Raw genomic sequence first — 23,091 nt, 5'->3', positions numbered from 1 at the left:
TGCTTATGGAAGAAAAACAAAAAGTATTTTAATTTTCATTTTCTGTAGCAAAAAGCTTCCAGTTGGGATCTGACGATAAACTATTGCGAACAAAAGTCCAAATATCTCTGATTTCTACAATAGCATCAGGATCACCGTCTATACGCTCGCCCTGTTCATTATAAGTAACAGAAATCATCTCACTGACAATACGTATCGTTAAAAGTTCATCCTTTTCTTGTATTGCCGCCGCAATAAATTCGATCTTATTAATTCCAACAAAAGTGAATTCTATTCTTTCTTTATTTTTTTCTCGTTGCTCAATAGCCGTACAAAAACTCTCAAAAACATCCTGACAAAGCAAGCTTTTAAGCTGATTGCGATCACCTTTGGCAAAAGCTGTTACAATCATTTCATAAGCAATTTGCGCACCTTTTATAAAAAGTTGAGGAGAAAAATGAGAATCAATTCTATGCAATTCCCGCAAATTTTTATTCAAAAGACTCCCCTCCGGTGAAATTTTATCAATTTCACTAAAGTCGTCTTTTTGTGAATTTTTCTGATGAGGGAACGAAACAATATTATCAGCCGTTTCTGCTTCAACCTGTTTTTTAGAACGACGTGAATAAGGATCAAAGGGTGGCTTTTCAAACCCAATTCGTTTCCCTAATACATTACGGAGTTGCACAAAAATAACAACCATAACAACAAGAGCTATGACAAGTATAACGTCAAATTCCATAGGCGCTGTCAATCTCCAAAGCTTAAGTCTCTAATAAACATTGCAGTCAATACCATTTATCAATAAATATGTAAAATAAGGAATCTTATCATTCAAATATTTTTATAGATTTTGTATTTAAACGGAGTGCTCTTAAGAATTTCTCCCCCTACTCATCCAGAAGGAAATTTTCATGTGATAAAACTTTATTCTATAAATCCTCGTTTTTTTGTTGTTATCTTTCTTTGCATTCTTTTAATCGAGATTGCTGGTTTTATCTTTGTTGGTCAAGAAATTGGTATTTTGGCAACTTTGAGTTTGGTTATTCTCACAACCATAGTTGGGGTTGTTTTATTGCGAATTCAAGGGATTAGCCTTTTAAAAAATATACAAACTGAACTTGTCCAAGGACGCACATTAGAGAATAATATTATTAATGATGCTTTCATCATCTTTAGTGCAATTTTACTTATTCTTCCCGGCTTTGTAAGTGATTTCTTGGGAATATTACTTCTTATTAAACCAATTCGCTCTGTTGCTTGGCATTTCTTTATATCATTAAAAAACAAAATTAATCCCAATACTAAAAGAAAAAATGACTCTGAAAAAATAATTGATCTTAAAGCAGAAGATTACACAATTCATGATACGACAGAATCTCCATGGCGCAAAAATGATGATAACCATTGAAATGCCTAAAAAATCTGCAACAAACTAAAAAAATATTCAAGATAAAGAGCGCATTTCTTGCAACCTTTTGCAAGGCGTGATAACCAATCTGGTCTTTAGATCTAAAATAAATTATACATATTATAATAAGAGAGGTTCGTCGTATGGCCGAAGGTGAAATGAATAACAGTGGTGGAGAGCCGGTTTTTGCTGTATTAACTCAATATTTAAAAGATTTATCATTCGAAAATCCAGGTGCTCCTCGTTCATTGCGTGCACGTGAAAAATCACCACAAATTGATATCAATATTAACGTCAATGCTAACCCAATTGGTGATGACAATTATGATGTCGTTTTGTCTCTCTCCGTCAAAGCCAATGATGAAACTGAAACCTTATTTCATGTAGAATTGATTTACGGTGGTGTTTTTCACCTTAAAAACATTCCACAAGAACATGTTATGCCTCTGGTCTTTATTGAATGTCCCCGTCTTTTATTTCCATTTGCTCGCCAAATTATATCTGATGCTACTCAAAACGGTGGCTTTCCACCTTTGTGGATTGATCCTATTGATTTTGCAGCACTCTTCCAAAAGCGTCTTTCTGAAGAACAAAAAGACAGTCAAATACAGCCCTCTTAAAAAGTTTATTCTTTTGTTATTAAAAAGCCCCTTGATATATTCTTGGTATAGTAGGGGCTTTTTCCTTTAGACGACTTTTGCGGCATGATAAGCCGCAAGCATTGCAATATTGACAACATCTGTATCGCTTCCACTAAATGGTACAATTTGGACAGATTTTTCCAATCCAATTAAAATAGGACCAATGATGGTTGCTTCACCAAGTTCTTGTAACATTTTGCTTGCAATGGAAGACGCGTGATATCCAGGCATAACCAAAATGTTAGCGGGCTCCGTTAATCCCATAAATGGATATTGCTGCATCAATTTGGAATTGAGTGCCACATCAGCACTCATTTCTCCATCAAACTCAAAATCAACTTTGCGTTCATGCAAAATATTAATCGCATCCTGAATTTGCTGCGTCGTCTGCCCTTTCATATAAGCAAATGTAGAAAATGCTAAAAATGCTACCCGTGGTTGATATCCAAATCCTCGCACAAATGAAGCTGCTTGTTCCGCTATATCCGCAAGTTCTTCAGCATTAGGATTTTCATAAACGGCTGTATCCGTAATAAACACAATTCGTCCACGGCAAATAGCCATTGAAATACCAATCAATCGTTCTTTTGGTTTTTCATCAATTGCACGACGTATATCGATTAACGCTGTTTCATAATTGCGTGTCACCCCTGTAACCATTGCATCAGCATCTCCTAGTGCCACCATACACGCAGCAAAATAATTGCGATCATTATTGATACGATGATGACAATCACGCAACAGCCAGCCTTGACGCTGCATCTTTTTATAAAGATAATTCGCATAAGCATCTGTACGGCAAGAAAGCTTAGCATTCATAATAGAAATACCTTCACGCTCCAGATCAATTCCAGCGATAACAGCCGCTTCTCTTACTTGCTCTTCACGACCAACCAAAATCGCTTGTCCTAATTTTTGATGGACATAGGAAACGGCTGCCCGCATAACTTGCTCTTCTTCACCCTCTGCAAAGACAATTTGTTTTGGCGCTTGACGAACATGGTTATAAACCCCACGCATCATCGAGGAAGTAGGATCACGTCTCGCATTCAAATCGCGCTCATAGGCCTCTAAATCATCTATGTTCTTTTGCGCAACACCGCTTTCCATTGCTGCTTTTGCTACCGCTATTGAAACAACCGTAAATAAACGCGGATCAAAAGGAACAGGGATGATATAATTAGGACCAAATTTTAATCGCTTTCCATGATAAGCTTCCGCAACGCTGTCAGGCACTTCTTCATGCGCTAAATTAGCAAGAGCCTTTGCCGCAGCAATCTTCATGTCTTCATTAATAACTCTTGCACGCACATCAAGCGCACCACGAAATATATAAGGAAAACAGAGAACATTATTAATCTGATTTGGATAATCGGAACGTCCTGTTGCGACAATGGCATCATGACGCACTTGCATAACCTCTTCCGGCGTAATTTCTGGATCGGGATTAGCCATAGCAAAAATGATCGGCTGGGGTGCCATGGATCTTACCATTTCAGGAGTAAGAGCACCTTTAGCAGAAACCCCAAAAAATATATCTGCACCTTCCATTGCTTCCATAAGCGTACGTTTATCTGTTTGAATAGCATGCGCAGATTTCCACTGATTCATTCCCTCTTTGCGGCCTTCATAGACCACACCCTTTGTATCACATAATATGATATTTTCGGAACGAAAGCCCATCGCTTTAATCAGTTCAATACAAGCAATTCCTGCAGAACCAGCACCATTACAGACTAACCGCGTATTTTGCATATCGCGCCCTGTTAAAGTCAAAGCGTTGAGAACACCAGCAGCAACAATAATTGCTGTACCATGTTGATCGTCGTGAAAAACAGGTATATTCATTACCTCGCGTAGGCGGCTTTCAATCATAAAGCACTCTGGCGCCTTAATGTCTTCAAGATTAATTCCACCAAAAGAAGGTTCTAAATGGCGCACCAAATTGATAAAACTTTCTGTATCGTTTATATCAATTTCTAAATCAATGGAATCAATATCCGCAAAACGCTTAAACAGCACTGCTTTTCCTTCCATGACCGGCTTAGAAGCAAGTGCACCTAAATTGCCTAACCCTAAAATAGCTGTACCATTTGAAATAACAGCAACAAGATTGCCTTTTGCTGTATAATCATAAGCTAGCGCTGGATTTTGAGCAATTGCCTTAACTGGAACGGCAACACCTGGTGAATAAGCAAGTGCTAAATCATGCTGTGTTGCCATAGACTTTGTTGCAACAATCTCAAGCTTTCCTGGTCGACCACGACTATGAAAATCTAGAGCTTCTCTTTCGCTCGCACTGTAAACAGTTTGAGATATTTTCTGATCTTGCTCGCTCTTTTTCATCTCACTTTATTTTCTCCAAAAACAGTGTAAATTTTGCTTGATAATGCGTATAGTCATTAAATCTGATTCATATATTAGAAATCGCTATTCTTGCCTTAGCAAATCTGATGATGCGTTGCAATTTAGAGATAAATAGATATTGAAGTAAATAAAAAAGAGTAAAAACTTCACTTAAAGGAAACAGGCCTCGTACAAATGGATAAAAAAAACAATCATAAAAATAATTTAATTCCACAGCCTGCCTCCTCATCTGCTTCCTCTCAAGAACGTCTTACACCTATGATGGAGCAGTACATAGAAATCAAAGCCGTCCATCATGATTCCCTTCTCTTTTACCGAATGGGGGATTTTTATGAATTATTTTTTAATGATGCGATTGAAGCTGCTCAGGCTTTAGGAATCACACTCACAGCACGCGGAAAACATTTAGGACAAGATATTCCTATGTGCGGTGTTCCCGTTCATGCTGCTGATGATTATTTACAAAAACTGATTGCTTGTGGTTACCGAGTTGCTGTTTGTGAACAAATAGAAGATCCTGCTGAAGCAAAAAAACGTGGCTCAAAATCTGTTGTTCGGCGTGATGTTGTTCGCCTTGTAACACCTGGAACGATAACAGAAGAAAAACTCCTTGATCCAACACGCGCAAATTATTTGATGACACTTTCCCGTATAAAAACTAGCGATGGAGAGGAATTTGCTCTTTCTTGGATTGATATCTCAACAGGCATATTTCGTGTAACAGAAAGCCGCCAAGAAAAACTTTTAGCAGATATTATGCGTGTTGATCCACAAGAAATCATTGTTGCTGATTCATTTTTTCATGATAAATCTCACAAGTCACTTTTTAGTATTCTTGATCGTATCGTTTCACCTCAACCTGCTTGTCTCTTTGATGCACTCACCGCTGAACGCGATATTTGCAATTATTTTAAACTCTCAACTCTTGAAGGCGTTGCCGATTATTCACGTTCCGAACTCTCTGCAATTGTAGCTGCTATTCGTTATATCGAAAAAACACAAATCACGCATCGCCCTCCCCTCATGCAGCCTGAGCGCCAAAATGAAAGTGCGACTCTTTTTATTGATGCCGCAACCAGATTAAGCCTTGAACTTATTCGTACGACATCAGGTCAACGGGATGGAAGTTTATTAAAAGCTATTGATCGCACTGTAACAGGAGGAGGATCACGCCTTCTTATTGACCGCCTTATTGCTCCCCTCACCACTCCTTCGGCTATTGATACGCGTTTGGATTCTATCGATTTTTTTCTACGTAATCCTTCTCTTGCAGAAGCGATAAAGCTTATTTTAAAGGGGGGACCAGATATGCCCCGCGCCGTTTCACGTTTGGCTCTTGGACGAGGAGGTCCCCGTGATATGGCGACAATCCAGCGCGGCTTTGAAATCATTCGTGAATTGCATCAACTTCTTGATAATGAGCTTCTGCCTCAAGAAATAAGTGATGTACAACAGGTGTTCTCAAACTTACCCACAGCGTTATACTTTCATTTAGAACAGGCATTAGCTGATGATCTCCCACTCCTTAAACGTGATGGTGGTTTTATTCGTTCTAATTATCATAAAGAGCTCGATGAAATGCGTGCTTTACGTGATGAATCTCGCCGTGTCATTGCTGAACTTCAAGCGCAATATGCCCAAGAAACAGATATTAAGACGCTTAAAATAAAGCATAATAATATTCTAGGTTATTTCATTGAAGTAACCAGCACACAAGCATCTTCCCTTACAAATAATCCACAAGCTAAAGCGCGTTTTATTCATCGGCAAACAATGGCAAACGCTATGCGTTTTACGACAACAGAGCTCGCTGACCTTGAAAGCCGTATTGCCCATGCTGCCAATCACGCATTGACACTTGAACTAGAGATTTTTGATATTCTCGTTCAGGAAATTACCGAACAAGTTGATTTTATTCGTAAAGCCTCTGAAGCACTTGCTATTTTAGATGTCTCTGTCGCTTTAGCATATCTTGCTGAAGAACAAGGATATTGCCGCCCTAAAATTGATCTTTCACTTACCTTTCATATTACAGCAGGACGCCATCCTGTCGTCGAGCAAGCACTCCGCAAACAAGCAGCAGAACCTTTTATTGCCAATAATTGTGATCTCTCTGTGCAAGAAAATCAGCAATATGCAGCAATCTGGCTGTTGACAGGGCCTAATATGGGAGGAAAATCAACTTTTTTGCGGCAAAATGCTCTTATTGCTATTATGGCGCAAATGGGGTCCTTCGTTCCAGCAACTTCAGCACATATTGGTGTCGTTGATCGCCTATTTAGTCGCGTTGGGGCTTCCGATGATCTTGCACGGGGGCGCTCAACCTTTATGATGGAAATGGTTGAAACAGCAACGATTCTCAATCATGCTAGCCACCATTCCCTTGTTATTCTTGATGAAATAGGACGTGGAACATCAACCTTTGATGGACTTTCTATTGCTTGGGCTGCTGTTGAATATCTCCATGAAGTTAACCATTGTCGTGCTATTCTTGCTACCCATTTTCATGAAATGACTGCACTTACCGAAAAACTTGACAGACTGCATAACGTAACCATGAAAGTCAAAAATTGGGATGGTGATGTAGTTTTTCTTCATGAGGTCACACCAGGAGCCGCTGACCGTTCCTATGGTGTACAAGTCGCAAAGCTTGCTGGACTTCCCCCAGCCGTTATTACACGAGCAACAGATGTACTCCATCAATTAGAACAAGGCGAAATGGCTGGAAAAGGACATAAACTCATTGATGATTTACCACTCTTTTCTCTTAAAGCAACATCTCCAGTCAATGAAGCAAAAAACAAACATTGTATACTTCACGAAGCTTTAAAAAATATTCATCCCGATGAACTCTCTCCTAAACAAGCTTTAGAAGCAATTTACCACCTCAAACAACTTGAAAAGAGTAACCCTTTATAGAAAACAGATGTTATTTTTTATTAAAAAACCTTCTTAATAGGAGATAACGTAACCATTTTTGATATACCACAGCATAAACAGTTATTTATCGTATTCCCATCGCTTTTCTACATAATATATTTTGTAAGTATAATTGCCTATAGAAGCAAAACCATATGCATTATATTTCATATTCCCTTAGATTAATATTGGCTCTTATACAAAAAATTGGTCAAGATCGACTATTTTTACAAGATAGTCGTTTTTTGTAAAGATTGTCATGAAATCTCCTCCACCTTGCAAATACGCCATATTTAGTGAATTATGCTTTTTCACGATCGATATTATTGTTATCATAGCAACATTTCTAGTTTAAAGCTGTTGGTGTTGGGATACCATCCCATTTTGCATAATAAATTAATGGATAATGGGTCTCGTATTTTCTTCACATTTTAAGCTATAAAGAGCTCTTTTACTGTTTTCATATGGAACATATAATCAGATATATCACAGCAGCATTTTATTTTCCTAAATATCCTTAAACTCCTTCTTACATCTCAAAGGATAGAGATTTTCATTCGAATCAAGTCTGCAAACAATCCAGATTCTAAGGAATTTATCTTGATTTCCTAGTCATGTGATTCACTTAAACTAAAAGCTTTACAAACAAGTCTAAGAATATTCACCACGCACTAAGAAACACTTAATATTTAAGGAGGATGCCGTATATCACAGTCCTAAATGACAGTGTTTTACGGTACAACAAGATAATGCCACCAGTACAATAAATATCTTCCATAAATATGAGAACAGGAAATTGTAATTTCGTATAAGATTGGAATATGATATGAAAAGTAATGATACTGTATCTATCTTTATCTGTCTTACATAGCTGCTAAAATAAGCAATCCGCAGCTGCTTTTAGTTGTATTGATAGCTTTTTAATCATACTCATCCATGACTCGAAATATTCTGATAAGTTCATAAACTCATAAAATAATTAACTTAGAATATCGTGCAAAAGATGCAAAAAATCAGAGTACTGTCTCTATTCAACTCATCAAATATTACGTACTGCACCTTTTGAAGCAGATGTAGTCATCGCTGCATAAGCTTTGAGAGCCTTTGAAACTTTACGCTGACGCTTCTCAATCGGTTGCCAAGCGCCTTTTCCTTTTGCTTCCATCTTAGCACGGCGCTGCTTCATCTCAACGTCATCCACCAACATATGAATTCTACGATTTGGAATATCAATTTCTATGATATCCCCTTCTTCCACTAACGCAATTTCTCCTCCTTCCGCAGCTTCTGGAGAAATATGTCCTATCGAAAGCCCTGAACTTCCTCCTGAAAAACGTCCATCCGTAACAAGTGCACAAACCTTGCCTAATCCTTTAGATTTGAGATAACTCGTTGGATAAAGCATTTCTTGCATTCCAGGTCCACCACGTGGACCTTCATAACGGATTAAAACAATTTCACCTGTTTTAATCTTATCAGTTAATATAGCTGAAACAGCTGAATCTTGGCTTTCAAAAATTCTTGCCGGACCTTTAAAAGTTAAAATTGATTGATCAACGCCTGCTGTTTTTACAATACAGCCATCTTTTGCAAGATTTCCATAAAGAACTGCCAATCCTCCATCTTGTGAATATGCATGTTCCCTATTGCGAATCACACCTTTTTCACGATCAAGATCAAGGGTCTCATAGCGACAAGATTGGCTAAAAGCTGTTTGTGTCGGAATACCACCTGGAGCAGCACGATAAAATGCACGAACTGTTGGCTCATTAGTTTGCTTTACATCCCAGCGGTAAAGAGCTTCTTTCATTGTTTTTGCATGAACCGTATAAGTTGATGTATCAATGAGTCCCGCCGCATCCAGTTCGCCTAAAAGCCCCATAATACCACCAGCGCGATGAACATCTTCCATATGTACATTTGCAACAGCAGGAGCAACCTTACATAAAACAGGAACACGACGTGAAAGATGATCAATATCCGTCATGGTAAAATCCACCTCACCTTCTTGCGCCGCGGCTAAAAGATGCAGTACTGTATTGGTTGATCCCCCCATGGCAATATCAACGGTCATTGCATTTTCAAAAGCCTTGCGTGAAGCAATAGAGCGTGGCAAAATTGTTTCATCATCATTTTCATAATAACGCTTAACCAATGCAACAATCTGTTTTCCAGCTTCTTCGAAAAGCATCCGCCGATCTGCATGTGTTGCTAACATTGATCCATTTCCAGGAAGAGAAAGCCCCAATGCTTCCGTTAAGCAATTCATGGAATTGGCCGTAAACATTCCTGAACAAGAACCACATGTAGGACAAGCTGCACGCTCCATTTCAGCAACTTCTTCTTCTGAATTTTGTTCTGAAGCTGCTGCAACCATGGCATCGACCAAATCAACCCTTAGATCTTGATCCTTCCATTTAATCTTACCTGCTTCCATAGGACCGCCAGAAACAAAGATTGTCGGAATATTCAACCGTAAAGCAGCCATTAACATACCAGGCGTAATTTTGTCACAATTAGAAATACAGACAAGTGCATCCGCACAATGTGCATTAACCATATACTCTACAGAATCAGCAATGATTTCACGTGAGGGCAAAGAATAGAGCATTCCATCGTGCCCCATCGCAATTCCATCATCTACAGCAATGGTATTAAATTCTTTCGCAACACCACCGGCAACAGCTATCTGTTGTGCGACTAATTGCCCAAGATCTTTTAAATGGACATGCCCTGGTACAAATTGTGTAAAAGAATTCGCAATCGCAATAATGGGTTTACCAAAATCAGTATCTTTCATCCCTGTTGCACGCCAAAGTCCGCGGGCTCCTGCCATATTACGCCCGTGGGTTGATATTCTTGAACGGTAAGAAGGCATTATTTTTTTCCCCTCAAATAATTCCATTTTGCTTGTTGTGCTGTAACTTAATTATAAAAACAAGAGCTTTAATATTTAAAAGAGCAAAATACCTCGTACTGAGGCATTTGAAGCACAAAATTAAAAGCTCTGCATAAACTTTTTCATAAAGCCTTTGTTTTTTTCTTACCTGTTAATCAACATCTAATCCCTGTGCAAGTCCACGTTTGAGACAAATATCAAAACGCTTCAGTGTGGAACGAACTGTTCCAGATTTTTGTATGCCAGATTTGGTCAGTATATTGCATCTATCTGTTTGCGTAATTTCTGGAATTGGAAAGAATATAAAGGCATCGTGGTAAAAATCTATCATCTCCTTACAATTCAGCTTTACACCTTTCAAACGCATTCATAGAAATATCTTTTAAATAATTATGACGCATTATCTCATGCTTTTGTTTTTACACTCTTCAATAGAGCTACTCCCCTCAGGAAGAACAAAACACACCAAACAAAATACACTTGTATAGCCTTTATGTACTCATTTTAAAGAGACATCTTTCAATGTAACTCGAGCCCATTTCACGATAGCGCCCATGAATGGTATAACAGCCCCCGTGAATAATATAAATCTATAAGGGACATCTTCACACTTATGAAGAAGAAAACTGACACCATCATACATTTTTTCATCCCCATATTGTGAATGTCTTTGGTAATTGAGACAATTAAAAAGAGATATTTTTATTCCTTTCTTCAAGTGTTTTTATCCACATGGCTCTCCCTGCTTATGACATAAAGCAAGTGACTTTAATTGTTTCAATATAAGAAGATCTCAAATGAGAGAACCTTATGATATTCGGGACTCTCATTCCAGTTGTAAAAAATTAATTATGAATATAAATCAATACTTAATCTAATTATAACCCACATTACACCCTTTACGAAAAAACAGATAGAATTTATAAAAGAGTACAGCTTTTTCTCGTAAGGTAATCTAGTGCAGAGTTACAATTTGTAGTTCATGCTCATTGGCTCCAGCAAGAGCGATAGAACGCTCATCGGATAAAATGATAGGATAACCTGTTTCACCAAAGAGAGCCCATATCGTAATGCCTGGGGTCATCGGTGGAAGATCTGGAAAGTTTTTAGCCAGATCATCTGTACAAACTTTTTTTAAATAGGCAATCTGTCCCGCATCAGAGTAGGATGTGTTCTGAAACGACAAGTTTTGTTTATGTTCTCCCATTTCACTGTTCCTTTACGCCTTAACTTTTATGACTCACCACTACTGACTTTAATTGGAATCTGTTTTATTTCTTTTTTTAATTTTGGTTGATACAGATTAATTGATAAAAGACCATTTTTCAACTCCGCATTTGTAACATGCATCCCTTCCGCGAGAACAAAGGTTCGCTGGAATTGTCGCGCAGCTATACCGCGATATAAATATTGATGATTTTGGTTGTCTGTTTGTTTACCATGAATAACCAATTGATTATCATCAAGCAAAATATTAAGATGGTTAATCTTAAATCCAGCAACAGCCAAAGTTATCCGGATATGATTTGCATCATCATTTTTATGCAAACGTTCAATGTTATAGGCTGGGTAAGCCTCATCAGCTTTACCGATACGTTGCAATATTTTTTCTACGGTTTCAAACCCTAAAAGAAAGGGATTGGAGAAAGGCGTCACATGTGTCATTCATGAGTATCCTCTTTAAAACGGCTTTACTTGACCACACTCTATAAAAGTGTTCGCTGCATTTCTCTCATATGGCGAGCGTGAATGATAACTTCAAGAGAGAAGATTTAAGAGAGTTCAATGCCTCAACGTACCATAAAATTGTCAAAAGTGCGAAATTTATCTGGTATATTATATAATGAAAATGAAATTGCAGAAATATTTCGCCGTTTTTCTGTGCAACGCCCAGCGCCTAAGAGTGATCTTATCTATACAAATATTTTTACGCTTTTGGTTGCCGTTGTGCTTTCGGCTCAAGCGACAGATGTAAGCGTTAATAAAGCGACAAAAGAATTATTTCGCCTTGCTGATCAACCGGAAAAAATGGTTGCATTAGGAGAAGAAGAAATAGCACATCATATCCGTTCAATTGGTCTTTGGCGTGCAAAAGCACGTAATGTTTATGCGCTTTGCAACTATTTAATTGATTATTATGGCGGTCAAGTACCCGATACGCGTGAAGCACTCATGGCCCTTCCTGGAGTGGGGCGCAAAACGGCTAATGTGGTCTTGAATGTTGCTTTTGGTCAACCTACATTGGCAGTAGATACACATATTTTTCGCTTAAGCAATCGTCTTGGTTTAGCGCCTGGCAAAACACCAGAAATTGTTGAGAAAAAATTATTAAAGATTATACCGGTTCATTATATTCGCCATGCACATCATTGGCTGATTTTACATGGTCGCTATATTTGTCAAGCCCGTAAACCACAATGTACGCAATGCATTATTGCCGATTTATGTAAAGCAGCCATCAAAACAAATGCAATTCCAGCACCTTTAGTTGAGCTTCAAGGCAATGGAGCGCCGATTTTTTTGTAATACGGTCTTGCAATTTTGTGTATACTAGCTTATGAAAACGTCTTTAAGAGCCGCCCGGCAGGGCATGCCGTGGCTGTTTAAATGCTTGTTCAAGCGTTGGTCCGCTTGAGTGAATAAATTTTTTGATTGAATAAATTAATGTACGGAGTAGCAAAATGCCCAAGATGAAGACCAAATCATCCGCTAAAAAGCGGTTTAAAATCACTGCGTCAGGCAAAATTAAAGTAGCAGCTGCCGGTAAGCGCCACGGCATGATTAAGCGTTCGAATAAATTTATTCGCGATGCACGTGGAACAATGGTTTTGTGTGAACAAGATGCTAAAAAAGTCATTCAGCATTATTTGCCGAATGGTATTTAAACCTTACGCTTTTGATTTTGAGGAGATTATAATATGGCTCGTGTGAAAAGAGGTGTGACAGCACACGCTAAGCACAAAAAAGTTCTTAAACAGGCTGAAGGTTTTTACGGTCGTCGTAAAAATACCATTCGTGCAGCTAAAGCAGCGGTTGATCGTTCAAAGCAATACGCTTATCGTGATCGCAAAAATAGAAAACGTACTTTCCGTGCTTTGTGGATTCAGAGGATTAATGCGGCTGTTCGTGCAGAAGGTTTAACTTATGGACGTTTTATTGATGGCTTATCAAAAGCTGGTATTGAAGTTGATCGTAAAGTTCTTTCAGATATAGCAATCCACGAGGCGGAAGCATTTTCTGCTTTAGTTGCCTCGGCAAAAAAAGCTTTAGAATATTTAAAAGATACGACACCTAATGCTTTCGAAGGCGCTGTCAAATAAGCCAGTCGTGTTCTCTTAAAGCATTCATTTATTTGAGGTCCCGTGCTGGCTATTGCGAGTGCGGGTTTTTCTTTATTAAAAAATAGGCAAAAATATGAATGATATTGAGCGTCTGGAACAAGAAATTTGTTTAGCCTTAGAGGCCGCAGGTGATGAAAAAGCTCTTGAAGAAGTGCGTATTGCAGCATTGGGTAAAAAAGGTAGTATCTCTGAAAAATTAAAAGAATTAGGAAAAATGGATGCTGGCGAGCGTCATAAAGTTGGACCAGTTCTTAATGGATTAAAAAATCGTATTTTAGAATTATGGGCGCAAAAGCGTGATCTTCTGAAAAGACAGGCAATGGATGCCCGTCTTTCTCGTGAAACAGTTGATGTTACCTTGCCTATTCGCTCTTCACCTATAGAACGGGGACGCATTCATCCTATTTCACAAGTGATTGAGGAAATTATTGCCATTTATACGAAGTTGGGTTTTTCTCTTGCAGAGGGACCTGATATTGAAACAGACTATTATAATTTTACGGCATTGAATTTTCCTGAAGGGCATCCAGCACGCGAAATGCATGATACCTTCTTTTTTGATGTTGATAAAATGGGAGAACGAAAATTATTGCGGACCCATACATCACCTGTACAAATTCGCACACTAGAAAGACAAAAAGCACCGATACGGATCATTATTCCTGGAAAAACTTACCGCATGGATTCGGATGCAACACATTCTCCCATGTTCCATCAGGTAGAAGGTCTTGTCATCGATAAAACCTCCACCATTGCCCATATGATGTGGCTACATGAAACCTTTTGTAAAGAATTTTTTGAAGTTCCCTCTGTAAAAATGCGTTTTCGTCCCTCTTTTTTCCCTTTTACCGAGCCATCTATGGAAGTGGATATTCAATGTGATCGTTCTGGTTCAGATGTAAAGTTCGGAGAAGGGCAGGACTGGTTGGAAATTTTAGGATGCGGAATGGTGCACCCTCATGTGTTGAAAAATGTTGGCTTAGATCCCGATGAATATCAAGGCTTTGCATGGGGAATGGGCATTGATCGTATTGCCATGTTGAAATACGGTATGCCTGATTTGCGGGCTTTTTTTGATGCTGATCTGCGTTGGTTAGACCACTATGGCTTTCGTTTCTTTGATATGCCTGCTTTTTTTCCTAATAGATAATGTGTGATCTTAGTCATCGCTTTCATGTGAGGTTTTAAAATGAAATTTACATTGTCGTGGTTAAAAGATCACTTAGAGACAAATGCATCTTTGGATGAAATTTGTGAGAAACTAACAGCTATCGGTCTTGAAGTTGACTCCGTTGATGATCGATCTTCTTTAAAAGGTTTTGTGATTGCAAAAGTTTTAACAGCAATAAAGCATCCTGATGCAGATAAACTCCAGATTCTGTCCGTCAATACAGGGACTTCCACACCTGTTCAAGTTGTCTGTGGAGCACCAAATGCGCGTGCAGGTCTTATTGGTGTTCTGGCACTACCAGGTACTTATATTCCAGGACTTGATGTAACATTATCTGTAGGAAAAATCCGTGGTGTTGAAAGTTTTGGGATGATGTGTTCACAAGCAGAGCTTGAATTATCGAATGAGCATGATGGGATTATTGAACTTCCAGAAGATAGTCCTATTGGAGGTTCATTTGCAGCTTATGCTGGTTTAGATGATCCGGTCATTGATATTGGTTTGACCCCTAATCGTTCCGATTGCACAGGTGTTCGTGGTATTGCCCGTGATCTTGCCGCTACAGGAATCGGACAATTAAAAGAATTGTCTTTACCAAAATTTGAGCCTTCCTTTGAAACACCTCTCAATGTTTCATTAGATTTTTCGCAAGATTCATCATTATGTTTAGGTTTTGCTTGGCGTGAAGTACGCAATGTTCAAAATGGCGAATCACCACAGTGGATGCAACAGCGTTTGAATGCAATTGGTTTGAGACCGATTAATGCGCTTGTTGATATGACCAATTACATCAGTTTTGACCTTGGTCGTCCACTCCATGTTTTTGATGCAGATAAAATTAAAGGTAATTTGTGTGTACGTTGTGCGCGTGAGGGAGAACAGCTTCAAGCACTGAACGGAAAAATCTATCATTTGGGCGCTAAGAATTGTGTCATTGCAGATGACGAGGGAGTTGTTTCGATTGCCGGTATCATGGGCGGAGAAAGAACGAGTTGTGATGAAACAACACATCGCGTTATTATTGAATCGGCGCTTTGGGATGCGCAAAGCATTGCACAAACAGGAAGAGCATTAGGTCTTATCAGTGATGCACGTTATCGATTTGAACGAGGTGTTGATCCGGCTTTTATAGAAACAGGGCTTGAGATTGCAACAGAATTGGTCTTGCATCTTTGTGGTGGTGAAGTATCTAAGAAGAGGATCGTTGGCTATCAGCAACAAGAAATCAAACAGATCGCTTTTCCTTTTTCTGAAATTAAACGTTTAACAAATTTGGAAATAGAGCCTGAAAAAATCATCTCTATTTTAACAAAACTTGGATTTTTTGTTGAAGGAAAAGGAGATGTCGTTACGGTAAAAGTACCATCATGGCGCCCTGATATTATGGGTAAAGCCGATTTGGTGGAAGAGATCATGAGAATTTATGGGTTAGATAAAATTAAACCTATTCCTTTGGAAAACTTCGTAGAAGAAAAAGATCAGATTGTAACATGCGCACAAATTCGTTCACGTGCTACACGTTTGGCTTTAGTGCAACGCGGTATGAAAGAAGCGGTAACATGGTCTTTTATTTCTGAAAATCAAGCTCTTGCTTTTGGAGGAGGTCAAGAAGAGCTTAAATTGGTTAATCCTATTGCTGCTGATATGTCAATGATGCGTCCTTCCCTTTTACCTGGTTTGATTATGGCGGCACAAAGAAATGCTGATCGTGGTTTTTCCGATCTTGCTTTGTTTGAAGTTTCCAGTATTTATGAGGGCGACACCCCTGATAAACAACACCGTGTTGTTAGTGGGATTCGTCGCGGAACAGAGCAATTTAAAGGTGCTGGGCGCTTTTGGAATGGAAATGCAACCGTCGTTGATGTTTTTGATGCCAAAGCAGATGCTTTAGCTATTTTAGAAGCATGTGATATGGATATTGGGAAAGTGCAGATTGAAGTTGGAGCACCAGATTGGTATCATCCTGGTCGTTCAGGTGTCATAAAACTTGGATCAAAGATTATTCTTGGTTTTTTTGGTGTTTTTCATCCTGCTACATTAGAAAAGTTAGATGTCAGTGGCCCTTTATGCGGCTTTGAAATTTTTCTAGACCGAATTCCAGAATCAAAGAAAAAAACGACCAAAAGCCGTCCTCCTTTGAAACTCTCACCTTTTCAAATGGTGCGGCGTGATTTTGCCTTTATAGCGGATAAAACTGTTGCCTCTTCTCTTATTATTCGTGCGGCAAGTGGAGCCGATAAAAAACTTATTCATTCAGTGCAAGTTTTTGATGTTTTCGAAGATTTAAGCTTTGGTGAAGATAAAAAATCTGTTGCAATTGAAGTAACTATTCAGCCCATAGAACGGACTCTAACGGATGAAGATTTAGAAAAGCTTGCCTCAAAGATCGTGGATAATGTTACCAAAATGACAGGTGCATATTTACGCTACTGAGTATTCTCATTTTTTATGAGATATTTTACATGAAGTGGGAGCATCTTTGAGTGCTCCCTTTTTGTTTGGCATTCAAGAGCTATAGAGCTTCTTGAAAGGGGACCTTCTTACCAAAACAAGCTGCTTAAATCATCAATTTTTTCAATATGAAAAAACTGTTTTTAAACATTTTGAAAAGTTATTTTTTCTCTTAATCCTTCATTGCAAATGTAAAAGATAACTGCTATTGCTAAATGATAATGCAAATTATTTGCAATAAAAAGAAGGCATATAAAGGAAAGAGAAAACCAATGAACGTAAGAACGTTTTTCACCATAGTTTTTGGAAGTGTTATTTTTTTTACACCCAATTTTGCTTTGTGTGCTGGTAAATTTAAAGCTGTTACGACATTCACTATCATTGCTGATATGGCACGCAATGTAGCAGGTGATGCCGCTGATGTTGAATCCATTACAAAACCAGGTGCGGAAATTCATGAATACCAACCCACCCCACGCGATCTTATGCGTGCTCAGGGAGCTAACCTTGTATTGTGGAATGGTTTAGAGTTAGAGCTTTGGTTTGAAAAGTTTTTTCAAAATATCAAGGATGTTCCAAGTGTTGTTGTTTCAAAAGGTATTGTACCCATTAAAATTGGTGAGGGCCCCTTTAGCGGTAAACCTAATCCTCATGCGTGGATGTCACCGACCTCTGCTTTGATTTACGTTGATAATATTCGCGATGCTTTTGTAAAATATGATCCTGAACATGCTGAAATTTATAAACAGAATGCTGAAATTTATAAACAGAAAATTCGTGCAACGATTGATCCAATTAGGGCTGAATTAGAAGCTGTACCGCAAGAAAAACGTTGGCTTGTGACAAGTGAGGGGGCTTTTAGCTATTTGGCGCGTGATTTTGATCTAAAAGAACTTTATTTATGGCCCATCAATGCTGACCAACAAGGAACACCACAGCAGGTCAAGCATGTTATTGATATGGTTCGCAAATACAATATTCATGCAGTTTTTTCTGAAAGCACTATTTCCCCTGCGCCTGCTAAGCAGGTTGCCAGAGAAACAGGGGCTAAATACGGTGGTGTTCTTTATGTTGATTCTTTAAGTGAGAAAAATGGTGAGGTACCCACTTATATTGATTTATTACGTGTCACGAGTGGGCGTATTAGCAATGCTTTAGTAGAGGGAGTAAAAAGCCAATGACGGAATGTGGAATATTTGCCCAAGGAGTAACGGTAACATATCGTAATGGACATACAGCTTTACGCGAAGTGAATTTTGAAAGTCCAAAGGGTTCTATTACGGCATTGGTTGGTGTTAATGGATCCGGTAAGTCAACGTTATTTAAAGCGATTATGGGGTTTGTACGCCCCTCAAAGGGAAAAATTCGCATGTTTGATTTACCTGTTGATATAGCTTTGAAAAAAAACCTCATTGCTTATGTTCCTCAAAGTGAAGATGTTGATTGGAATTTTCCTGTCTTGGTCGAAGATGTTGTATTGATGGGGCGGTATGGTCATATGAATTTCTTTCGCTATGCCCGTACACAAGATTATGAAGCCGTTCGTATTGCCTTAGAACGCGTTGATATGTTGGCTTTTGCCAAGCGCCAAATTGGAGAACTTTCTGGTGGACAGAAAAAGCGTGTTTTCCTAGCGCGCGCTCTTGCACAGAAAGCAAAAGCTATTTTATTAGATGAGCCGTTTACAGGGGTTGATGTTACAACAGAAGATAAAATCATTGCTTTGTTACAAGATCTTCGTAAAGAAGGAGCAGTGATCTTGGTTTCAACTCACAATTTGGGTTCTGTTCGCGAATTTTGTGATCATACAGTTTTAATAAAAGGGACCGTTTTAGCTTCTGGGTTAACAGAAAAAATCTTTACAAAGGAAAATCTGGAGAAAACTTTTGGAGGGTCTTTGCACCACCATATTTTTGATCTTCAAACCACAAAAAAAAATGATGTTTTCATGGGAAGAAAGCAGTCTGCCGTTTGTGAAGATATTGAAAGAGTGGAGCACGTTGCATGATTTCTTGGTTGCTTGAGCCACTGAGCTATCAATATATGGTGAATGCAATGTGGGTTTCTGGATTAGTTGGGTGTGTTTGTGCCTTTCTTTCGGCTTTTTTGATGTTAAAAGGTTGGTCATTGATTGGTGATGCACTTTCCCATTCGATTGTTCCTGGTGTAGCAGGAGCTTACCTTTTAGGGTTACCTTTTTCACTTGGCGCTTTTTTTTCTGGTGGTCTTGCAGCAGCAGCAATGCTCTTTTTTAACCACCGGACAAAGCTTAAAGAAGATACCATTATTGGGCTCATTTTTTCTTCCTTTTTTGCCTTTGGGTTGTTTCTCAAATCATTAAAACCAATGGCTGTTAATATTGATACGATTGTTTTGGGAAATATTTTAGCAGTTAGTTCAACAGATATTCTACAATTGGCTTTTATCGGCTTTGTTTCGTTGCTTATATTGCTTTTGAAATGGAAAGATCTTCTTGTTTCGTTATTTGATGAGACGCATGCGCATGCCATTGGATTAAACGTAAAATTTTTAAAGATTCTCTTTTTCACATTGCTTGCCGCTTGTACCGTTGCTGCGATGCAAACCGTTGGAGCGTTCTTAGTCATTTGTCTTGTTGTGACACCTGGGGCAACGGCCTATCTTTTAAGTGATCGTTTCGTGAACATCTTGGTTATTGCAGTTGTAATTGGAACCTTCACAAGTATCTTGGGTGTTTATGTGAGTTATTTTTTGAATGCACAAACGGGGGGGGTTGTTGTGCTTTTTCAAGCATCTTTATTTGTTTTAGCTTTTATTTTTGCTCCTAAACATGGGTTTATTGCCGCGCGCTTACGCATAAATGCAGCAAAAAAGGGTGTAATATTATCATGATTGATCAATTACTGCTTCCGTTTCAGTTTTCTTTTATGCTTAAGGGTATGCTTATTGTCATGATTCTTTCTATTCCCATGGCGATGCTTTCCTGTTTTCTTATTTTGAAAGGATGGGCGCTGTTAGGGGATGCCATTTCTCATGCAGTTTTTCCAGGTGTTGTTGTTGGTTATATGACAACACCATGGGTAATCGCATTTTTAACTTCTTTGCCATTTGCTTGGTTTCAGCATATGCGTCCAGAGAATATTACAATGACTTTGATTACTTGCGGTGCTTTTGTTGCAGGAATGGTGTGTGCACTATTAACGGGTTTTTTAGGGAGCAATAGCCGTATCAAACAGGATACGGTGATGGGCGTGGTCTTTTCTTCAATGTTTGGTTTAGGGCTTGTTTTAGCCACGTCTATTTATAGTAGCTTAGATTTGAATCATATTCTATTTGGTAATCTCTTGGGTGTTAACTGGCTTGATATAACGCAGACGGCAATCATTTCTGCTGTTGTCACTTTTATTTTAGCAGCAAAATGGCGCGACTTTATGCTGTATATTTTTGACACAGTTCAAGGACGTGCAATGGGGTTACCAATATCTCTACTCCACTATACCCTTCTAACGATGATTTCTCTTACAATTGTTGCAGCTTTGAAAGCTGTCGGTATCGTGCTCGTTATTTCTTTACTGATAGCACCAGGAGCAATTGCCTATCTTGTCACAAAGCGGTTTTCTTTTATGTTAATGATCGCGATACTTGTTGCAGCTTTTTCTGGTTTTTTAGGGATTTATCTCAGCTTATTTATCGGCTCTGATTCTGCTTCCACAATTGTGTTGATCTTGACGTTGATTTTTATGGCTATTTTCATGATGATTTTCTTTCGTCGAAACACAGTTCAAGAAACTTGAAAGTGTTAAAATTCATGCATATCAGCCATGCATTTTTATATATTGTTTCTCATTTTTATTTTAATTAGAGTCTGGGGTGCTAGGTTGTTTTTCCTCCTAATATCTAGCAGATGAGTGCAGTACATTTTCTCCCCCCCAACACTGCATTCTTAATTAAGAGGCTGCATTGATTTCTTCTGCAGCCTTTTTATTTTTTTGTTTTTCTAAAATCTCTCCTCTTTTCTTGAAATCATTTAAAATGATTATCATATTGTGTAAGCTATTCGGTATTTTCAAGGAACTTATAACAGCAAAAACACTTACGCATGAAGGGGTAGAGCGTAATTGTGCACTCAGACATGTAAACAGAAAAAAACAGATACAATGTTTTTGTATAGGGTTTTGCGTAGAGGAAAATAATACGAGAGAATGAAAAAAGATTCGAAGATATCGCACCCTTTACGTATCTGCTATTATATAGCAGGGTGGGCGATGGTTATATTAGGTATTATCGGGTGTCGTATTACCTATTATGCCAACTGTGCCTTTTTTATTGGTTGCCTCATGGTGTTTTACGCGTTCTTCTCCACGTTTTCATCAATGGTTGAATAATCATCGTATTTTTGGTCCCCCTATTAAGCGATGGGAAGAAAAAAAAGCAATCTCTCCATTCGTTAAAGTTTTTGCAATGATGAGTATGACAGGAGGATTTTTATCCTTTTTCGTAATGCTACACCCTCCTTTATGGATTTCCTTACTTGTTGCGGTTATATTATTGCTGATTGCCATTTATATTGTAACACGTCCATCTTCTTAATGATAAAAAAGGCTTTATGAGATACTCTTTTTAGCTTCGACTTATTTGTAAAAACTATGAGGACTTTTAAGTTTTGAATATAAGCTCTCCATATCCAAAATACATATGAAATAGCAAGCTTTTTGAGCGCAATTAATTAATAATATGTTTGTGAAATAATTTTTATGAACAAAGAAGATTGTTTACGAACACTCAAAATGTTCTCACTTGGTAAACAATGATAAATCACATTCATGGAAGAGAGTCATTATTTTTGTAAAGCATGTTTGTATGAATCTCTATATATACATCATTGAAAAGTCATTGATATGATAGACATTTCGTTTGTTTTCATATCTCTTAATGAGGATATAATACAAAGCTTACTAAATACCCTCATTTTTATACTTATACAGTTAAGAAGCCGGTCTATTATATCAATCTTTAAGGTTACATCTGTTCTTAACTTAAGAATAATTCATAAGAAACAACAGAATTTTTCAAATGGTTTATACATACACGCATTCTTATTATAATATGCGAATAAATAATTTCTCTGTCTTGATATAAAGCTTATTCGAAATAAAAATATTATTGCATTCTCTGTTTTTTAATGAAGTCATGCCCCTCACGTAAAACAAAAGGTCTCCCAAATCATGTTATTTACACATTTATTTTAATGAAACATTTCTCAACGCTTTACTCATTTCATAATAGCAGACCATACATGGATAAAGTAAAATCTCCTGTAAAGTGCATAAAATCTATTTGAGCACCATCATCCTTGCCTTGCAAAATGCATACCGATAGTCACCATGCTATTTATCATCCTCCAATGTTGCCTTAGTAATTTCTAATGTTGCAATTGTAGCTTGTCATCTGGTTTTGTATATTTTGACACTAGATTTTGTACCAATTTATTTTTTTCAAAGAGTTTTAAAGGTGTTCTCAAAGGGTTTTGAAAGCCTTTTCTCATTTTTACTATGGAAACGCACTTTTTTCTGATTTTCGGTAATTTTTGTAATTTTAGGTGTCAAAATCTATTTTGATAAAACGCGCATTTAATGGTAAAAATTGTACATAAAACAACAAATTACCACGTATTCCTACTTAATCCCGCCTCTTTCCACTTAGTATAAAACCTACTGTCAAACTACAACAATAACTCTTAAAACTTGAAAACCTTCATATATGCAAGGGGATTAGTGTGCTTGATTTAACAGGATTGAAATGAGAAAAACTTATGATACTCGCGCACGCTCATTCAACATGCAAAATGATAGTATCTTGTTATGCTGTATAACACCGTTATTTATGACAAATGATATAAGGAAGCCTCCTTGGCTAAACTTCCCTAGCACGTT

At 38.0% G+C, this 23,091-nt stretch carries 18 protein-coding genes and 1 pseudogene; 13 read left to right on the top strand and 6 right to left on the bottom strand.

The window, feature by feature from the left end; translation table 11 throughout:
* Window positions 1–28: 28 nt before the first annotated feature.
* Window positions 29–721 carry a Tim44/TimA family putative adaptor protein gene (locus tag ACFIK7_RS03470; RefSeq protein ID WP_273790262.1) on the bottom strand — a complete coding sequence of 231 codons (693 nt, stop codon included), beginning with the start codon at window positions 719–721 and terminating at the stop codon, window positions 29–31.
* Window positions 722–895: 174 nt separating this feature from the next.
* Here ACFIK7_RS03470 and ACFIK7_RS03465 point away from each other — a divergent pair, with 174 nt between their 5' ends.
* Together ACFIK7_RS03465 and secB are read left to right on the top strand one after the other, a co-directional pair.
* The gene (locus tag ACFIK7_RS03465; protein ID WP_375662942.1) at window positions 896–1,390 is read left to right on the top strand and encodes an FxsA family protein; all 495 of its coding nucleotides are present in this window, start codon (window positions 896–898) and stop codon (window positions 1,388–1,390) included.
* 143 nt (window positions 1,391–1,533) lie between these two features.
* On the top strand, window positions 1,534–2,010 hold the full coding sequence (secB, locus tag ACFIK7_RS03460; protein ID WP_375630527.1) for a protein-export chaperone SecB: 477 nt from the start codon (window positions 1,534–1,536) through the stop codon (window positions 2,008–2,010).
* Window positions 2,011–2,076: 66 nt separating this feature from the next.
* Here the strand turns inward: secB and ACFIK7_RS03455 are convergent, their stop codons facing one another.
* Window positions 2,077–4,377 (bottom strand): NADP-dependent malic enzyme, encoded by a 2,301-nt coding sequence (locus ACFIK7_RS03455; protein ID WP_375637207.1) that lies wholly within the window; start codon window positions 4,375–4,377, stop codon window positions 2,077–2,079.
* A gap of 195 nt (window positions 4,378–4,572) precedes the next feature.
* Here ACFIK7_RS03455 and mutS point away from each other — a divergent pair, with 195 nt between their 5' ends.
* Entirely contained in the window at window positions 4,573–7,317 is a 2,745-nt protein-coding gene (gene mutS / locus ACFIK7_RS03450) for a DNA mismatch repair protein MutS (RefSeq protein ID WP_375662941.1), read from the top strand.
* Window positions 7,318–8,356: 1,039 nt separating this feature from the next.
* Here mutS and ilvD read toward each other — a convergent pair.
* From ilvD to ACFIK7_RS03430, 4 genes are all read right to left on the bottom strand, one after another.
* Window positions 8,357–10,195, bottom strand: coding sequence for a dihydroxy-acid dehydratase (gene ilvD / locus ACFIK7_RS03445; protein WP_375630533.1), 1,839 nt, complete (start codon window positions 10,193–10,195; stop codon window positions 8,357–8,359).
* 172 nt (window positions 10,196–10,367) lie between these two features.
* On the bottom strand, window positions 10,368–10,547 hold the full coding sequence (locus ACFIK7_RS03440) for a hypothetical protein (protein WP_375662940.1): 180 nt from the start codon (window positions 10,545–10,547) through the stop codon (window positions 10,368–10,370).
* Window positions 10,548–11,171: 624 nt separating this feature from the next.
* Entirely contained in the window at window positions 11,172–11,423 is a 252-nt protein-coding gene (locus ACFIK7_RS03435; RefSeq protein ID WP_012754519.1) for a DUF1150 domain-containing protein, read from the bottom strand.
* A gap of 26 nt (window positions 11,424–11,449) precedes the next feature.
* Complete coding sequence (locus tag ACFIK7_RS03430) at window positions 11,450–11,881, bottom strand: Hsp20 family protein (RefSeq protein ID WP_012754518.1); 432 nt, start codon at window positions 11,879–11,881, stop codon at window positions 11,450–11,452.
* Window positions 11,882–12,001: 120 nt separating this feature from the next.
* Here ACFIK7_RS03430 and nth point away from each other — a divergent pair, with 120 nt between their 5' ends.
* From nth to ACFIK7_RS03380, 10 genes and pseudogenes are all read left to right on the top strand, one after another.
* Window positions 12,002–12,742, top strand: coding sequence for an endonuclease III (gene nth, locus ACFIK7_RS03425; protein ID WP_273790256.1), 741 nt, complete (start codon window positions 12,002–12,004; stop codon window positions 12,740–12,742).
* A 155-nt stretch (window positions 12,743–12,897) separates the two neighbouring features.
* Window positions 12,898–13,101 carry a 50S ribosomal protein L35 gene (gene rpmI, locus ACFIK7_RS03420; RefSeq protein ID WP_183193590.1) on the top strand — a complete coding sequence of 68 codons (204 nt, stop codon included), beginning with the start codon at window positions 12,898–12,900 and terminating at the stop codon, window positions 13,099–13,101.
* Window positions 13,102–13,134: 33 nt separating this feature from the next.
* Window positions 13,135–13,536: a 50S ribosomal protein L20 gene (rplT, locus tag ACFIK7_RS03415; RefSeq protein WP_012754515.1), complete on the top strand. Its 402-nt coding sequence runs from the start codon at window positions 13,135–13,137 to the stop codon at window positions 13,534–13,536.
* Between the two features lie 94 nt (window positions 13,537–13,630).
* On the top strand, window positions 13,631–14,707 hold the full coding sequence (gene pheS / locus ACFIK7_RS03410; protein ID WP_375630537.1) for a phenylalanine--tRNA ligase subunit alpha: 1,077 nt from the start codon (window positions 13,631–13,633) through the stop codon (window positions 14,705–14,707).
* 39 nt (window positions 14,708–14,746) lie between these two features.
* Entirely contained in the window at window positions 14,747–17,161 is a 2,415-nt protein-coding gene (pheT, locus tag ACFIK7_RS03405; RefSeq protein ID WP_375657967.1) for a phenylalanine--tRNA ligase subunit beta, read from the top strand.
* Between the two features lie 290 nt (window positions 17,162–17,451).
* On the top strand, window positions 17,452–18,360 hold the full coding sequence (locus ACFIK7_RS03400) for a metal ABC transporter substrate-binding protein (RefSeq protein ID WP_375662939.1): 909 nt from the start codon (window positions 17,452–17,454) through the stop codon (window positions 18,358–18,360).
* A complete protein-coding gene (locus ACFIK7_RS03395) occupies window positions 18,357–19,187 on the top strand; it encodes a manganese/iron ABC transporter ATP-binding protein (protein WP_273790252.1) in 831 nt (276 codons plus the stop codon). The genes ACFIK7_RS03400 and ACFIK7_RS03395 overlap by 4 nt, the downstream gene beginning before the upstream one ends.
* Window positions 19,184–20,050, top strand: coding sequence for a metal ABC transporter permease (locus ACFIK7_RS03390; RefSeq protein ID WP_273790251.1), 867 nt, complete (start codon window positions 19,184–19,186; stop codon window positions 20,048–20,050). The genes ACFIK7_RS03395 and ACFIK7_RS03390 overlap by 4 nt, the downstream gene beginning before the upstream one ends.
* Window positions 20,047–20,952, top strand: a complete 906-nt coding sequence (locus ACFIK7_RS03385) for a metal ABC transporter permease (RefSeq protein WP_273790250.1) — start codon at window positions 20,047–20,049, stop codon at window positions 20,950–20,952. The genes ACFIK7_RS03390 and ACFIK7_RS03385 overlap by 4 nt, the downstream gene beginning before the upstream one ends.
* A gap of 408 nt (window positions 20,953–21,360) precedes the next feature.
* A pseudogene (locus ACFIK7_RS03380) lies at window positions 21,361–21,748 on the top strand (YbaN family protein).
* Window positions 21,749–23,091 lie beyond the last annotated feature (1,343 nt).

The organism is Bartonella sp. CL266QHHD (genome assembly GCF_042195355.1).
Lineage (GTDB): Bacteria > Pseudomonadota > Alphaproteobacteria > Rhizobiales > Rhizobiaceae > Bartonella.
The sequence above is the reverse complement of the archived record's forward strand: the minus strand, read 5'-3'. Positions and strand labels throughout refer to the sequence as shown.